Source organism: Tianweitania sediminis, assembly GCF_017813335.1.
Taxonomy (GTDB): Bacteria; Pseudomonadota; Alphaproteobacteria; order Rhizobiales; family Rhizobiaceae; genus Tianweitania; species Tianweitania sediminis.
Genome location: NZ_JAGIYY010000001.1, coordinates 878548 through 893379, shown reverse-complemented (window position 1 = coordinate 893379; position 14832 = coordinate 878548). Strand labels below are relative to the sequence as shown.

At 62.8% G+C, this 14832-nt stretch carries 14 protein-coding genes and 1 riboswitch; of the genes, 8 read left to right on the top strand and 6 right to left on the bottom strand.

All coding sequences use genetic code 11. The features are described 5' to 3' along the window. Positions 1–22: 22 nt before the first annotated feature. Positions 23–328: a BolA family protein gene (locus J5Y06_RS04250; RefSeq protein ID WP_209333828.1), complete on the bottom strand. Its 306-nt coding sequence runs from the start codon at positions 326–328 to the stop codon at positions 23–25. A 163-nt stretch (positions 329–491) separates the two neighbouring features. Between J5Y06_RS04250 and J5Y06_RS04245 the strand changes: the two genes are divergently transcribed. From J5Y06_RS04245 to J5Y06_RS04230, 4 genes are all read left to right on the top strand, one after another. Then, the gene (locus J5Y06_RS04245; protein WP_209333827.1) at positions 492–1100 is read left to right on the top strand and encodes a J domain-containing protein; all 609 of its coding nucleotides are present in this window, start codon (positions 492–494) and stop codon (positions 1098–1100) included. A gap of 167 nt (positions 1101–1267) precedes the next feature. After that, positions 1268–2254 (top strand): cobaltochelatase subunit CobS, encoded by a 987-nt coding sequence (cobS, locus tag J5Y06_RS04240; RefSeq protein WP_209334376.1) that lies wholly within the window; start codon positions 1268–1270, stop codon positions 2252–2254. A gap of 21 nt (positions 2255–2275) precedes the next feature. Next, positions 2276–4174, top strand: coding sequence for a cobaltochelatase subunit CobT (gene cobT, locus J5Y06_RS04235; protein ID WP_385930823.1), 1899 nt, complete (start codon positions 2276–2278; stop codon positions 4172–4174). 10 nt (positions 4175–4184) lie between these two features. After that, complete coding sequence (locus J5Y06_RS04230; RefSeq protein WP_209333825.1) at positions 4185–5186, top strand: esterase-like activity of phytase family protein; 1002 nt, start codon at positions 4185–4187, stop codon at positions 5184–5186. A 15-nt stretch (positions 5187–5201) separates the two neighbouring features. Here the strand turns inward: J5Y06_RS04230 and J5Y06_RS04225 are convergent, their stop codons facing one another. The 5 genes from J5Y06_RS04225 to J5Y06_RS04205 form a co-directional block, all read right to left on the bottom strand. Continuing rightward, the gene (locus J5Y06_RS04225) at positions 5202–5876 is read right to left on the bottom strand and encodes a spermidine synthase family protein (RefSeq protein WP_209334375.1); all 675 of its coding nucleotides are present in this window, start codon (positions 5874–5876) and stop codon (positions 5202–5204) included. A gap of 5 nt (positions 5877–5881) precedes the next feature. Then, the gene (locus tag J5Y06_RS04220; RefSeq protein ID WP_245247553.1) at positions 5882–6562 is read right to left on the bottom strand and encodes a queuosine precursor transporter; all 681 of its coding nucleotides are present in this window, start codon (positions 6560–6562) and stop codon (positions 5882–5884) included. A 78-nt stretch (positions 6563–6640) separates the two neighbouring features. Next, positions 6641–6946, bottom strand: a complete 306-nt coding sequence (rpmB, locus tag J5Y06_RS04215) for a 50S ribosomal protein L28 (RefSeq protein WP_209333824.1) — start codon at positions 6944–6946, stop codon at positions 6641–6643. A 150-nt stretch (positions 6947–7096) separates the two neighbouring features. Continuing rightward, positions 7097–8911, bottom strand: coding sequence for an ABC-F family ATP-binding cassette domain-containing protein (locus tag J5Y06_RS04210; RefSeq protein WP_209333823.1), 1815 nt, complete (start codon positions 8909–8911; stop codon positions 7097–7099). A 12-nt stretch (positions 8912–8923) separates the two neighbouring features. Then, positions 8924–9559 carry a thiamine diphosphokinase gene (locus J5Y06_RS04205; protein ID WP_209333822.1) on the bottom strand — a complete coding sequence of 212 codons (636 nt, stop codon included), beginning with the start codon at positions 9557–9559 and terminating at the stop codon, positions 8924–8926. A gap of 85 nt (positions 9560–9644) precedes the next feature. Next, positions 9645–9770: riboswitch (TPP riboswitch) on the top strand. A gap of 45 nt (positions 9771–9815) precedes the next feature. Here J5Y06_RS04205 and thiB point away from each other — a divergent pair. The 4 genes from thiB to J5Y06_RS04185 all read left to right on the top strand — a co-directional run bounded on the left by thiB (position 9816) and on the right by J5Y06_RS04185 (position 14820). Then, on the top strand, positions 9816–10820 hold the full coding sequence (gene thiB, locus J5Y06_RS04200) for a thiamine ABC transporter substrate binding subunit (protein ID WP_209333821.1): 1005 nt from the start codon (positions 9816–9818) through the stop codon (positions 10818–10820). 22 nt (positions 10821–10842) lie between these two features. After that, positions 10843–12453 (top strand): thiamine/thiamine pyrophosphate ABC transporter permease, encoded by a 1611-nt coding sequence (gene thiP / locus J5Y06_RS04195; protein WP_209333820.1) that lies wholly within the window; start codon positions 10843–10845, stop codon positions 12451–12453. Next, a complete protein-coding gene (locus J5Y06_RS04190) occupies positions 12450–13181 on the top strand; it encodes a thiamine ABC transporter ATP-binding protein (RefSeq protein WP_209333819.1) in 732 nt (243 codons plus the stop codon). Before thiP ends, J5Y06_RS04190 begins: the two co-directional genes overlap by 4 nt. A 172-nt stretch (positions 13182–13353) precedes the next feature. Next, positions 13354–14820, top strand: coding sequence for a M48 family metalloprotease (locus J5Y06_RS04185; RefSeq protein ID WP_209333818.1), 1467 nt, complete (start codon positions 13354–13356; stop codon positions 14818–14820). Positions 14821–14832 lie beyond the last annotated feature (12 nt).

The following is a 14832-nucleotide window of genomic DNA, read 5'->3' as shown; positions in this document are numbered from 1 at the left end:
CTTGAATCGGACGGACAGGCGTTTACCACCGTGTCGCCTCACCCGGCGCGGCCGGCTCGATCGCCAGCGCATGGACTCCCTGCACGCTGAGTTGGTCCTTCAGGAGGTCGTTCACCGTGCGGTGGCGCTCGATGCGGCTCAAGCCGTTGAAGCGCGTCGACACGATTCTCACACGGAAATGTGTCTCTCCGGAGCCGTCGAACTCCGCATGGTGGCCGGATTCAACATGATGATGGCCGGCATGCAAATGGCTTTCATTGATCACCTCGAGGCGCTCCGGCTGCAGGGCCTCCGTCAGCTTTTTTTCGATTACTTCCTGGATAGACATCGGTTCCGCCACATCCCATATATTGCCTGGGGCTGATCATACATCCTCGAAAACCGCCCGGCGCGCTGCGAAGCAGCGTTGTGGGCCACAAATCCCAAATGTCAATTCTTGTACTGCAGCGCCAAGCTCGCATACTTCGAGCTAGGAAACAGTTTGACCGCCGATGACCACTTACTCGAAGTACTTTGAAAAGGTGCGGATCCGCCCGGATCCCCAGGCTGCGTCAAAGGCGCAGGCGCCGTGCTGCCAATGGGACGGATGCAACGAGCCGGGAACGCATCGGGCGCCTGTGGGCCGGATGAAGGAAGGCGAGTATTTTCGCTTCTGCTTCGACCACGTGCGCGAATACAACAAGGGCTTCAACTACTTCTCCGGCGTTGCGGAAAACGACATCGCCCGCTTCCAGAAGGAAGCGCTGACCGGTCATCGGCCGACCTGGAAAATGGGGACGGGCTCGACTTCGCGCCCGGCAGCCGATTTCTCGCAGATGCGCTCCGGACGTGCCGGCTATTATCGCATGCGCGACCCCTACAACATGTTCGGGACGGGCACGGTCGAGCCTCAGGCGCGCAAGGCAAAGCCGCTGGAAGCCAAGGCGCTGGACACGCTGGGCCTGACGGTGAAAGCCACCGCTCAGGAACTCAAGGCGCGCTACAAGCTTCTGGTGAAGCAGCATCATCCGGACGCCAACGGGGGCGATCGCGGATCGGAAGACCGGCTGCGGGAAGTGATTCAGGCCTACAAGCTCCTGAAGCAGGCCGGCTACTGTTGAAGCGCTTCGCGCCTGTGGTGATCTGGCGCAACCCTTTCGATGCTTTGCACCTTTGGTGGCTTGCCTTTTTTATTCCCAGCGAGCGGCAGCCGGTCTAAGGAATGAGCATAACTCACGAAGATCAAAGAAGGCCTGCGCCTGACTTGGAGGCGCCGCCTGGAGGCATGATGGACAAGCTCGACCGCGACAGCGTCAATCTTCCGGATACAACCGTGTCGGTGAAGGACACGTTTGGCTTCGACGCCAAAATGGTGGTGCCGGCTTACTCAACCACGAGCGAGCACGTGCCGGACATCGACCCCGACTACCTGTTCGACGAACCGACCACGCTGGCGATCCTGTCGGGCTTCGCCTTCAACCGCCGTGTCATGGTTTCAGGCTATCACGGCACCGGCAAGTCGACCCATATCGAGCAGGTGGCGGCTCGCCTCAACTGGCCTTGCATCCGCGTCAACCTGGACAGCCATGTCAGCCGCATCGATCTCGTCGGTAAGGACGCGATCGTTCTGCAGGACGGCAAGCAGGTCACGCAGTTCCAGGACGGCATTCTGCCTTGGGCCTACCAGCACAATGTCGCACTCGTTTTCGACGAGTATGATGCTGGCCGTCCGGATGTGATGTTCGTGATCCAACGCGTGCTGGAAGCATCCGGCCGATTGACGCTGCTCGACCAGAGCCGCGTGATCCGCCCGCACCCCGCCTTCCGCATCTTTGCCACCGCCAATACGGTGGGCCTTGGCGACACCACCGGGCTTTATCACGGCACGCAGCAGATCAACCAGGCGCAGATGGACCGCTGGTCGATCGTGACCACGCTGAACTACCTGCCGCATGCCGAGGAAGTCGCGATCGTGCTCGCCAAGGCCAAGCACTACCGCACCGACAAGGGCCGCGAAACGGTGAGCCGCATGGTGCGGGTTGCCGATCAAACGCGCGCAGCCTTCACCAACGGCGATCTTTCAACGGTGATGAGCCCGCGCACGGTGATCACCTGGGCCGAAAACGCCGAGATCTTTGGCAATGTCGGCTTTGCGTTCCGCCTGACCTTCCTCAACAAGTGCGACGAGCTGGAGCGCGCGGTGGTGGCCGAGTTCTACCAGCGCGCGTTCGGCGAGGAACTGCCGGAAAGCGCCGCCAACATGGTGCTGGGCTGAGCAGCAGAGTAGACTTTGAGCATGGCAGGACCCGGCGACAATTCCCGCGCTAAATCGAAGACCGGCACCGAGGCGGACACATTCCGCCGTGCGGTGACGGTCTCCATGCGTGCGTTGTCGGGTGACAACGAGCTTGAAGTGGCTTTCGCCAAGGACAAGCCGGCACTGACGGGCAGCCGCGCGCGCTTGCCGGAGTTGCCGAAGAAGGCATCGGCGGCCGATGTCGCGGTCACGCGCGGCCTGGGCGACTCCATGGCCCTCCGCAAGGCCTGCCATGATGCCGCAATCCACACCCGCCTGGCACCGGAAGGCCGGCAGGCGCGCGCGATCTTCGATGCGGTGGAGCAGGCGCGGGTGGAAGCTATTGGCACGCGCGCCATGAAGGGCGTGGGTGACAACCTGTCGACCATGCTGGAAGACAAATACGCGAAGGCCAATCTGGCCGGCGTCACCGACCGCGCCGATGCTCCCTTGGAAGAGGCGATCGCCATGATGGTGCGCGAAAAGCTCACCGGACGCGCCGTTCCAAAGAGCGGCGAACGCATGGTCGACCTTTGGCGTGGCTGGGTGGACGAAAAGGCTGGCGGCGATCTGGACGGGCTGTTGAACCAGTTGGACGACCAGAACGGCTTTGCGCGGCTTGTCCGCGACATGCTCGTTTCCATGGAGATGGCCGAGGAAATCGGCGACGACGAGCAGGCCGAAGACGACCAGGAAGACGACAGCGACGAGCCCGAAGGAGATGAGGGCGGCGAAGAAGGCGGCGAGGACGAAACCGGCTCCGAGGAGTCGCAATCGGAAGAAGCCGACTCCTCGAGCGACGAACAGGAAGCCGGCGAAAGCGAAGCGGCGGCAACTGCCGCCGAGGAACAGGCCGAATCCGAGGATCTCGACTCGGAGACCCCCGGCGAAACCAGGCGACCCGACAATCCGTTCAACCAGTTCGAGCGCAACTTCGACTACAAGGTCTTCACCACCGCCTTCGACGAAACCGTTGGCGCGGAAGAGCTTTGCGACGAGGAAGAGCTCGACCGTCTGCGAGCCTTTCTTGATAAGCAGTTGATGAACCTGCAGGGCGTGGTGGGTCGGTTGGCCAACCGCCTGCAACGCCGCCTGATGGCGCAACAGAACCGCTCCTGGGACTTCGACCTGGAAGAAGGCTACCTCGATCCCGCGCGTCTCGTTCGGGTGGTGCTTGATCCGATGCAGCCCCTGTCCTTCAAGCAGGAGCGCGACACCAACTTCCGCGATACGGTTGTGACGCTGCTTCTGGACAATTCCGGTTCCATGCGCGGCCGTCCCATTACGGTTGCGGCGACCTGCGCTGATATCCTCGCGCGCACGCTTGAACGGTGCGGCGTGTCGGTTGAGATTCTCGGCTTCACCACCCGCGCCTGGAAGGGCGGGCAGTCTCGCGAGCAATGGCTGAAGCAGGGCAAGCCGGCGAATTCGGGCCGCCTCAACGATCTGCGCCACATCATCTACAAGTCCGCCGATGCACCCTGGCGCCGCGCCCGGCGCAACCTCGGCCTGATGATGCGTGAAGGCCTGCTCAAGGAAAACATCGATGGCGAAGCGCTGCTTTGGGCGCATCAGCGGCTGATCGCGCGCCCTGAACAGCGCAAGATCCTGATGATGATTTCCGATGGCGCGCCGGTGGACGATTCCACGCTGTCGGTGAACCCCGGCAACTACCTCGAGCGTCATCTGCGCGGCGTCATCGACCTGATCGAAACGCGCTCGCCCGTGGAACTTCTGGCAATCGGCATCGGCCACGACGTGACGCGCTATTACCGTCGCGCCGTCACCATCGTGGATGCGGAAGAGTTAGCCGGTGCCATGACGGAACAGCTGGCGTCGCTGTTTACGGAAGAATCGACCCGCGGCAACCGCTCGGCGCTGCGGCGGCGTGCAGGTTGAATCTACCTTCATGAAGCGGGCCGCGGGATGGATTTGCGGCCTGGCGCTTGCGCTATCGCTCCTGCTCCCGGTCGCAGCGACGGCCGAACCGATCAGCGTGACAACGCGCGAGATCTCTGAATTCCGTATTGGGCGCGCCGAACCCACCTTCGGCCGCTTCACCTTCGTGGGTGGGCTTGAAATGGTGGGCAATCACCGCGACTTCGGCGGCTTCTCGGCCTTCCGCTTCCTGGACAAAGGCAGGCGCTTCCTCGGCGTATCGGACACCGGCTTCTGGTTTTCCGGCGAGGTGGAGCGTGACGCGGCCAGCGGGCATCCCGTGGGCATCCGCGACTTCACGATGGACGCGATCCCCGGGCCCGAAGGACAAACAACGAGCAAGAAAGCCTTGGTTGATGCGGAGGGCCTGGCCCTCTGGAAGGGCGAAGCGGTTGTCAGCTTCGAACGCGAGCATCGCGTAACACGCTACAGCCTTCCGAAGGGCTCGCCCCCGCGCCCGCTCGGCAATGTGCCGTTTCTCATTCCGCGCCATGAGTTGCGCCTGAACCGCGGCCTCGAAACCATCCTTGCCGCACCTGCAACGAGCGTCTTCGGCGAAGCCCTTCTTGTTGTGTCGGAGATGAGCCTCAATCCCGCCGGCGATCTTTTTGCCGCCGTTCTTTTCGGTCCGCGCAAGGGCATCTTCTACGTCAAGCGCCGCGACAACTTCGACGTCACGGATGGCGCTTTCCTGCCCAACGGGGACATCCTGCTCCTGGAACGTCGCTTTTCCTATGCTTCGGGCGTGGCGATGCGGCTGCGCAGCCTAGCCGCAGCGAGCATCAAGGCGGATGCCACGGTGGATGGCGAGATCCTTCTGCAAGCCGACATGGGCTACCAGATCGACAACATGGAAGGCTTGGATGTCTGGCAAGCGCCCGATGGCTCGACCCGCGTGTCGATCATTTCGGACGACAACCAGTCCTTCCTGCAGCGCAACCTGTATCTGGAATTCATCTACGCAGACGACTGAGTTCCGCCCTGCGGACTACGGCTTGACCGCCAGCCAAATCACGTGGCGGGCGCCGCTTTTGCCACGATGCGCCTTGACGCGGGCTTCCTTCACCTGAAAACCGGCGCGCTGCAAACGATGCGTGAAGCTGCTGTCGGGCGCCGCCGACCAGACCGCAAGCACCCCGCCCGACCTGAGTGCATTCTTGGCCGAAGCCAGCCCGCGGGGATCGTAGAGCGCATTGTTATCGGGCCGCGACAGGCCTTCGGGACCGTTGTCGACGTCAAGCAGGATGGCATCGAAGGCAGCATCCGGACGGCGGATCATCGCGAGGACGTCGCCTTCAAGCAGGGTGACGCGCCAATCAGCGAGGCAGCCATCGAAGAGTTCCGCCATCGGCCCACGCGCCCAGGCAATCACGGCCGGCACAAGTTCAGCGACCGTAATAGTGGCCTCCGGCGGCGTGGCTGCAAGCGCGGCCCGCAAGGTGAAGCCCATCCCAAGACCGCCGATCAAGAGGTGGGGGCGCTGCCGTTCCCGGAGTGCTTCCACGGCTAGACTGGCGAGCGCTTCTTCCGATCCGGACAAGCGGCTGTTCATCAGCTCGTTCGTCCCGAGCATGATGGAATATTCCGTGCCACGGCGCTTCAGCCGCAGCCTTTCCCCTGAACCAGGAATGGCAGCACTGTCGAGCTGTTCCCAAGGGATCACGGGTGTCAAGCCGCGAGCGGCTGGTTCCACCAGCGTGCAGTGATCAGCCGGTAAGGGATGAGCGCCACCACTGCGATGATGAGCTTCACGCTGAGGTCCCCCAGGGCCCAAGAGATCCAGCGCGCGGTTTGCGGTTCAAACAAGCCAAGCAACGGGGCTGCTTCAAGGGAAAACGCGTCGCTCGGTCCCACGAAGGCGAAGGCCGCTGCGAAGGCGACCGTGAAGAAGATCGCCGTGTCGATGATCGAACCCACGATCGAAGCGACCACTGGAGCGCGCCACCATGACGTTTGCCGCAGCCGGTTGAACACCGACACGTCGAGGAGCTGGCCCACGAGAAAGGCTGTGCCCGATGCAATGGCCACCCGCACGAGGCGGCCGGGCTCCAGCTCGAAAGGGATCAACCCGAGTCGAAACAGAAGCGGCGGGAAAACAACCGTCGTCGCAACCGCCAGCGCGAAGCCTACAAAGACAACCCGCCGTGCAAGGCTTGGCCCATAGCGGCGATTGGCGAGATCCGTGACCAGGAATGCCAGCGGATAGGTGAAGGCGCCCCAGGTCAGGAGATCGGCCAGCGCAAGCCGGCCCACTTGGCCCTGTACGGGAAACTGAACGAGGATGTTGGAAAGAACGACCACAAGGGCCATTGCGGCCACGAAGGGCCAGATCGGCTTGGAAGCGGACATTTTTTTATCCTGGGTGATGGAACCAGCAAACGGAAAAAGGCGGCCGAAGCCGCCTTCGATGAAGAAGCAGCCGGCGCCTTAAGCGGCGGCGCTTTCCGTCTGCTCAGCCGTCTTCTTGGCGATCTGCTTCTTCAGGAGCCGCGCCTTCGGCGACAATTCCGACGCATCAGCCTTGGCAAGGAAGGCATCCAAGCCGCCGCGATGCTCGACCGAGCGCAGCGCATTGGCCGAGATGCGCAGGCGCACCGACTGGTTCATGGCTTCCGAGATCAGCGTCACCTGCACGAGGTTCGGCAGGAAGCGACGACGGGTCTTGTTGTTGGCGTGGCTGACATTGTTGCCGGACATCACGGCCTTGCCGGTCAGTTCGCAGGAGCGGGACATGGCTTTACCTCAGGTTCTTTTTCTTGGCAGCTGCCGGTCGCCCGGGCATGGATCCTCGCCGCACCAACGGATTGGCGCTCGGGATCGTCGCAGCCACATGGAATTCGGGTGTGCCATAAGGGCAAATGCCCCCCGCGTCAAGCACACGCCTTACCCCTCGATCTCCTCGCGCAACATTTCGAGTTCCAGCCACTTGTCTTCCATGGCGGCGAGCTCGGTGCGCGCTTTGTCCAGCTGGCTGTTTGTGGTTTCGAACTTCTTGAAGTCCTTCGCGTAAAGGTTGGGATCGGCCATCACCGCTTCGAGCTTGCCGATGGCTGCCTGCGTTTCCGCTATGCGCTTTGGCAGCGTTTCCAGCGCGAACTTCTGCTTGTAGGACAGCTTCTTGTTGTTTGACGCAGTCTTCGGCGCCCCCGGTGCGGAGGAAGCAGCCGCTCCCGGCTTGGCAGCCTTGACGCTGCTTCTTGCAGCCACATCGGCCTTTCGCTGCGCCAGCATGTCTTGATAGCCGCCGGCATACTCGATCCAGGTGCCGTTTCCTTCCGGCGCGATGATGGAGGTGACGGTCCGGTCCAGGAAATCGCGGTCGTGGCTAACTAGGAGCACGGTACCGGGAAAACCGGCAACGAGTTCCTGCAGCAGGTCCAGCGTTTCCATGTCGAGATCGTTGGTGGGCTCGTCGAGCACCAGAAGGTTTGCGGGACGTGCCAGAACCCGCGCCAGGATCAGCCGCGCCCGTTCACCACCCGACAACTCCTTGATGGGTGTGCGCGCCTGCTCTGGCTTGAACAGGAAGTCTTTCATGTAGGACACGACGTGTTTTTCTTCGCCGTTGACGGTGAGGCTGTCGCCGCGTCCTGAGGTGAGGTACTGCGCGAGCGTGTCGTTGAGGTCGAGGCTGGCGCGCCGCTGATCGAGCGTTGCGATCTCCAGATTGGTCCCGAGCCGGACGGACCCGCTATCCGGCTGGAGATCGCCAATCAGCATGCGCAAGAGCGTGGTCTTGCCAGCGCCATTCGGACCAACAAGGCCGATGCGGTCGCCGCGCTGGATCCGGGTGGAAAAGCCGCTGACAACCGGCCGCCCGTCATAGCTCTTGGCGATGTTCCTGGCTTCCAGCACCAGCTTGCCGGATTCCTGCGCGTCACTGGCGGCCATAGCGGCAACGCCTTCCGCGCCGCGATGGGTCCGAAACTGCTGGCGCATGGCCTGCAGTTCGCCGACACGACGCATGTTGCGCTTGCGCCGTGCGGTGACGCCATAGCGCATCCAGTGTTCTTCACGCTGGATGGCGCGGCCGAGCTTGTGCTGGTCACGTTCTTCCTCGGCAAGGACCTGGTCGCGCCATTCCTCGAAATGGGCAAAGCCCTTGTCGAGCCGCTTGGTTTCGCCCCGGTCGAGCCAGACGGTTGCGCGTGTGACGCGCTCAAGAAAGCGGCGATCGTGGCTGATCAGGATCAGGGCCGAAGACAAGCGGATGAGTTCGTCTTCCAGCCATTCGATCGTGGTAAGATCGAGATGGTTGGTTGGCTCGTCGAGAAGCAGGATGTCTGGCTGCGGAGCCAGCACGCGGGCCAGCGCGGCGCGGCGCGCTTCCCCGCCGGAAAGCGTTTCCGGCGTTTCCTCTCCAGTCAGGTCGAGATGCTCGATGAGATAAGTCGCGCGATGCGGGTCATCCGAAGGCCCAAGACCGGCTTCCACATAGGCGCGCACATTGGCATAGCCTTCAAGGTCCGGCGCCTGGGAAAGGTACCGGATCGTCGCACTCGGCTGGCGAAAGATCAGCCCGTCCTGCGCTTCGGAAAGACCGGCCGCGATCTTGAGGAGCGTCGACTTGCCCGATCCGTTGCGACCCACAAGCGCGATCTTGTCGCCGCTTGAAGCCGAAAGCGAGGCGCCGTTGAGCAGCGGAGTGCCACCAAAGGTCAGCTTGATGTCGTCGAGGCGAAGAAGGGGTGGAGCCATACGTTGAAGCGATCAGTCCTGAGTGGAGATATGGGCAAGAAGCAGGGCTTGCCCGGAATGGAGCTCCACAGATAGGGAGCTCGACACGAAATTGGAAAGCGTGAGCGATGACCCGAACGGTACAGGCCGTTTTGATAGCGGCCAGCGCGCTCCTTTTATGGACACGACAACATCCGTGAAGCCAAGAACACTGAACAGGGTGTTCTCCGGATAGTCGAACCCGCGCAGGCCCGCGGTCAGCGGCACACCTTCCTGGTGACCGCTGGACAAGAGGACCCTGGTGCCGGCTTCTGCGAGCCGCAGCGCCATTGTCATGTGGAGAAAGGCGTGATCGGGGCGCGGTCCACCGAAGGCGCCAACAAGCACCAGCTCTGTTGCGCCGTTGGCCAAAGCCAGATCCACGGCAAGCTCGCCGTCTGTGAAGTCCTTTTCCGCGGGAAAAGGTTTGCGTGGAACGCGCGCCATCAGGGCCTGCAACCTATCGTCGGAAGAGTCGAAATCACCGACCCAGAGTTCCGGTTCGACGTCTAGGGCCCCTGCATGACGAATGCCGGAATCGGCGGCAATCACGCGGCTGCCGACAATCTGGCTTGCGAGACGCGGCGTGACCTGAAGGTCGCCGCCAAGAAGAAGCGTGAAAAGGCTCATCCACCGAGCGCATAGCATGGTGGCCGGTTCTGGCAAACGTACGGGGCAAAGCTTGCCCGGCGCACAACTTACCTCTATCTCTTTTGGTGCTCTAACGGGGTGCCGGCGCGAAAAAATTGCGACCGGCTGAGAGGCAAGCGACCTTTGGGTCGGCCAACCCGCTGAACCTGATCCGGTTTGCACCGGCGGAGGGATTAGACGCGTTTGTTTGAAGCGCCTCCATCCCCTGTAACATTGATCAAAGGAGGCGCTGATCATGCGCAAAACATTGCTGACCTTGTTTCTTTCCGGTGCCTTCGCAGCCGGGCTCCTGCCGGCCGCCGCGCAGGAAAAGCTGACCGTCTACACCTATGGAAGCTTCACGGCGGAATGGGGACCGGGCCCCCTCGTGGAAAAGGCGTTTGAAGCCGAATGCCAGTGCGACGTTTCCTTTGTCGCGGTGGCCGATGGGGTGGCGCTGCTTAATCGCGTGAAGCTTGAGGGGGCATCAACCCAGGCCGACATCGTGCTTGGCCTCGACACCAACCTTACGGCCGAAGCGCGCGCAACCGGCCTCTTCGCGCCGCACGGCGTCGACACGGCCTCGCTCGCAATCCCGGGTGGCTGGGAAGATGAGACATTCCTGCCGTTTGATTATGGCTACTTCGCTTTCGTCTACGACACCGAAGCCGTTGCAACGCCACCTGGGAGCTTGAAGGCACTGGTGGAAGGCGATGCCTCGCAGAAGATCGTGATCCAGGATCCGCGGACGTCCACGCCGGGTCTCGGTCTCCTGCTCTGGATCAAGGCTGTGTATGGCGACCGAGCGGAAGCGGCCTGGGAGCAGCTGAGCGATCGCGTGCTGACCGTGACGCCGGGGTGGAGCGAGGCCTATGGCCTCTTCACCAGCGGCGAAGCCCCGATGGTGCTGTCTTACACAACGTCTCCTGCCTACCACATGATTGCCGAAAACACCGAGCGCTATCAGGCGGCGGCATTCGAGGAAGGCCACTACCTGCAGGTGGAAGTCGCCGCACTCACCACCAAGGGCGCGAACAATCCCCTGGCAAAGCGCTTCATGGCGTTCATGCTGACTCCTGCCTTTCAGGATGCCGTTCCCGAAACCAACTGGATGTTTCCGGCTGCAAAAACATCCGAACCGCTCAATCCCGCTTTCGACAAGCTGGTAGAGCCGACGAAGACACTCAGCCTTCCGGCGGAAGAGATTGCCGCCAACCGCAAGCAGTGGGTGGATGAGTGGCTGGCGGTGATGAGCCGTTAAGCCCACGCGCGGAACACAAACGGTGGCGCGCCTCCGTTCCGATCCACGGCTCCGGCAGGGCGCGGCAGCCCTGGCCGTGCTCGCTGTGTTGATCGGCGGCGCGTTTGCCGGTCTCCTTGTTGAAGGAATGCGCAACCCGGCAGCCGCCTTGGCTGCCTTCGATGCCTACCTTCTCCGCCTCGTGCGCTTTACGCTGTGGCAGGCAACGCTCTCAACTCTGCTGTCTGTGCTCCCCGCGCTTCTTGTGGCGCGCGCGCTGTCTCGACATCCCCGCTTTCCCGGGCGGCAAGTGATCCTGCAACTGTTTGCCGTTCCCCTGGCTTTGCCGGCGATCGTCGCGGCGCTTGGGCTTCTGGCCCTGCTTGGCCGCGCCGGCTTGCTTGCTTCCTCGCTGAGCGTTCTAACCGGCGGGACCTGGCCGGGGATCTATGGCTTGTCGGGCATTCTCGTGGCGCACGTCTTCTTCAACCTGCCGCTTGCAACCCGCCTTTTTCTGGAAGCGCTGGATACGGTGCCGGCCGACCAGCATCGCCTTGCCGCGCAGCTCGGCTTCACTCCGTTCTCAACGTTTCGCTTCATCGAATGGCCTGCCCTGCGCCAATCGCTGCCCTCCGTAGCCGGCCTCGTTTTCATGCTATGCGTGACGTCGTTCACGCTGGTTCTCACCTTGGGCGGAGGCCCTCGTGCCACCACGCTCGAAGTCGCGATTTACCAGGCGCTTCGGTTTGATTTCGACCCTGCACGTGCAGTTTCGCTGACACTGGTGCAACTCGGCGTGACAGCGCTTGTTCTGGTGCTTCTGGCACGGCTTGGCGCGGACACCGCCGGAGAAGCCAACCCTTCGGTGTCACCGCGCCGCTTCCACCGCCCGTCCACGGGCGAGCGCATGGCCAACGCCGCCCTGATCGCCTTGGCAACGCTCTTCGTGCTTGGTCCGATCGCGGCAACGGTGATCAGCGGAATGTCGGCGGATCTCGCCCGGCTGTTGTTTGAGGATGCCGTGCGCAACGCGGCGGCAACCAGCCTGTGGCTATCCTCCCTTGCCGCCGGCCTGGCCGTTCTTTTGTCACTCAGCCTGATCCGTGCAAGGCGCACGCTTTCGCAGGATCGCACAGGCAGTTTTCGCCCTTTCCGATGGTTGACCGAAACCGGGGCCGGCTATGTTCTTGTTATCCCGCCGATCGTGATCGGGGCGGGCTGGTTCATTCTGCTGCGCCGCGCGGCTGATGTTTTTGCGCTTGCGCCTGCCATGGTGATCCTCGTCAACGGCGTAATGGCCATGCCCTTTGCGCTGCGCCTTATCCGCCCCGCCTACGAGGATGGCGCCAATAGACATGACCGACTTTGCGCGTCCCTCGGCATCCAGGGCTGGCAGAGATTTCGTCTCGTGGATTGGCCGGTGCTGCGCCGACCTCTGCTCGCAGCCCTCGCTTTCGCCATGGCTTTGTCGCTCGGAGACCTTGGCGTGATCGCCTTGTTCGGCTCGGAACAGGTGCAAACGCTCCCCTACCTCCTGCTCGCGCGCATGAGCAGCTATCGCACGGCCGATGCCGCAGGGCTTGCCTTGTTTCTTGCGCTCTTGACGCTGGCGCTGATGCTCCTCGCCGACCGGCTGGGCGGGAGGAGGCGATGAGCGCAGGTTTGGCCGTGCAGTTGGACAACGTTGGCTTCGGCTATGGCGAAGCTCAATTCCATTTCGACGCGCTGCTTCCCGCTGGCGAGATCACCGCCATCATGGGACCAAGCGGCTCCGGCAAATCCACCTTTCTCAACCTGGTGGCTGGGTTTGAGGAGCCTCACGGAGGCACCGTCAGGATCGGCGGAGCGGACATGGCGGGAGTGCCGCCATGGCAGCGGCCGGTTTCGATGATCTTTCAGGAAAACAACTTGTTTGCTCACCTGCCGGTCGAGAAGAATGTCGCCCTTGGCCGCGCTCCCAACCTGAAGCTGGGCGAAGCAGATCGAAGCGCCGTGGCGCAGGCGCTGCAAGCGACCGGGCTTGGGGGCAAGGAAAAACGCCTGCCGCATGAACTGTCGGGTGGCGAACGCCAGCGCGTCGCCATTGCGCGAGCCCTTGTGCGGGAACGACCGGTTCTGATCCTGGATGAGCCATTTGCCTCACTCGGCCCGGCGCTACGGGCGGAAATGGTGGAAGAGGTGCGCGCGCTTCATCGTAGGCGTGGCATGACGATCCTGTTCGTGACCCACCATCCCGAAGACGCCGAGCGCCTGGCGGACCAGGTGGTTCTTCTGGACGACGGACGAACGATTGCAACCGGTCCCGCCCAGGACTTCTTCGGTGCCGCAGCCCCTGAACCATTCCGCCGCTATCTGGGCAAGCCGCTTCCTTCGCCCGGATGACGACATAATCCTGCGCGACAAGCTGCGTGGACTGCGCGCTTGTTGTATCCCGTCGTGAGATGTGGCTAGGTCACCCGCCTTTCCAGATTCGAGAAAAAGCACCGGAAAGGGCATTGGGCTGAGTTCCACCAGGCGCACCAGAATGGGCCGACCGAACCCTGCAGGCAGGTTGATGGGCCGCACAGTGGGTGTGCTGGCGCTGCTGACGCTCGCCTCGGGCTGCGTCAGCATGGACGCTTTCAGCAACGACCCCTCTCTTGAAGCGGTTCGTCCCTCCGACAACCCCGTTACGGTGGAAACCGTGTCGCGCAACGATCGCTTGGCGGCGGTGGCGCGAGCCCAGCACCCGCGCATTCTCGCGACCTATGGCGGCGAGTATTCCGACCAGAAGCTCGAGCGGATGGTTGCGAAGGCGATCGGGGCCCTCACGCTTGATCCGGAAAACCCGGCACAGACCTTTCGAATCACCATCCTCAACTCGCCCAGCATCAACGCCTTCGCCCTGCCGGGAGGCTACCTCTACATCACCCGTGGCTTGCTCGCGCTCGCCAATGATTCGGCCGAGCTTGCCGCCGTGATCAGCCACGAAATGGCGCATGTGACGGCCAATCACGGGATCCAGCGCCAGCAAAGAGAAGCCGAGGAAGTTCTTGCGTCGCGGGTGGTGAGCGATGTTCTGAACGGCGACCAGAACGCCAAGCTGGCCTTGATCCGAGGCAAGCTTCGCTTGGCGCAGTTTTCGCGCAATCAGGAGCTGGAAGCCGATGCTATCGGCATCCGTGCTCTGGCGCGAGCCGGCTATGACGGCTTCGCGGCCGCCCGCTTCCTCCAGTCCATGCAGGCTTACACGGATTTCCGGAGTGTCAGCGGGGCCGATGATCCGAGCCTCGACTTTCTGGCGAGCCATCCAACAGCGCCGCAGCGCTTCGAACTGGCGCAGCGCCATGCACGGCAGTTCGGCACCCCTGGCACGGGCGTGCGCGACCGGGATTCGTTCCTGGCTGGTATCGATGGGCTTCTTTATGGCGACACGCCGGAAGAAGGCTATGTGCGCGGGCGCACCTTCCTGCATCCGGGGCTCGGCGTGTCCTTCACCGTGCCGGAAGGCTTCACCATCGACAATTCCGCCGAAGCGGTGACAGCCACCGGACCGGGTGACATCGCCGTTCGCTTCGATGGCGTGACCATCGACCGCAACACGACGCTGGCCAGTTACCTGCGCAGCGGCTGGGTAGCGGGTCTCGATAATGCGTCGGTGACAGAAACCAGCATCAACGGGCATGAAGCGGCAACTGCGCGCGCCCGGGTCGACAGCTGGGAATTCCAGGTGACGGTGGTGCGGGCGGGCGAGCAGGTGTACCGCCTCCTCACGGCGGCCCCGCTGGCCAGCGCTGCCCTGCCCTCCGTCGCAGGCAGCGTCGGCTCGAGCTTCCGCGTCCTGACCGCCGAAGAAAAGGCGAACCTGAAGCCGTTGCGCATCCGCATCCTGACGGTGCAGCCCGGCCAAACCGTGGCGTCGCTTGCGGCGCAAATGGAAGGCGTCGACCGAAAGCTCGACCTGTTCCGCATGTTGAACGCGCTGCCCACCGGCGCGACACTGACGCCGGGCGACAAGGTCAAGATCGTCACCGATCGCTGAAGCCGGACAGCC

Excerpts from the sequence above, each read along its gene's own strand:
- J5Y06_RS04190 (WP_209333819.1), top strand. The coding sequence starts at position 12,450 with ATGAGCGCAGGTTTGGCCGTGCAGTTGGACAACGTTGGCTTCGGCTAT.
- thiB (WP_209333821.1), top strand. The coding sequence starts at position 9,816 with ATGCGCAAAACATTGCTGACCTTGTTTCTTTCCGGTGCCTTCGCAGCC.
- J5Y06_RS04220 (WP_245247553.1), bottom strand. The coding sequence starts at position 6,562 with ATGTCCGCTTCCAAGCCGATCTGGCCCTTCGTGGCCGCAATGGCCCTT.
- J5Y06_RS04210 (WP_209333823.1), bottom strand. The coding sequence starts at position 8,911 with ATGGCTCCACCCCTTCTTCGCCTCGACGACATCAAGCTGACCTTTGGT.
- J5Y06_RS04205 (WP_209333822.1), bottom strand. The coding sequence starts at position 9,559 with ATGAGCCTTTTCACGCTTCTTCTTGGCGGCGACCTTCAGGTCACGCCG.
- rpmB (WP_209333824.1), bottom strand. The coding sequence starts at position 6,946 with ATGTCCCGCTCCTGCGAACTGACCGGCAAGGCCGTGATGTCCGGCAAC.
- cobT (WP_385930823.1), top strand. The coding sequence starts at position 2,276 with ATGGCAGGACCCGGCGACAATTCCCGCGCTAAATCGAAGACCGGCACC.
- J5Y06_RS04245 (WP_209333827.1), top strand. The coding sequence starts at position 492 with ATGACCACTTACTCGAAGTACTTTGAAAAGGTGCGGATCCGCCCGGAT.
- J5Y06_RS04250 (WP_209333828.1), bottom strand. The coding sequence starts at position 328 with ATGTCTATCCAGGAAGTAATCGAAAAAAAGCTGACGGAGGCCCTGCAG.
- J5Y06_RS04185 (WP_209333818.1), top strand. The coding sequence starts at position 13,354 with ATGGGCCGCACAGTGGGTGTGCTGGCGCTGCTGACGCTCGCCTCGGGC.
- J5Y06_RS04230 (WP_209333825.1), top strand. The coding sequence starts at position 4,185 with ATGAAGCGGGCCGCGGGATGGATTTGCGGCCTGGCGCTTGCGCTATCG.
- cobS (WP_209334376.1), top strand. The coding sequence starts at position 1,268 with ATGGACAAGCTCGACCGCGACAGCGTCAATCTTCCGGATACAACCGTG.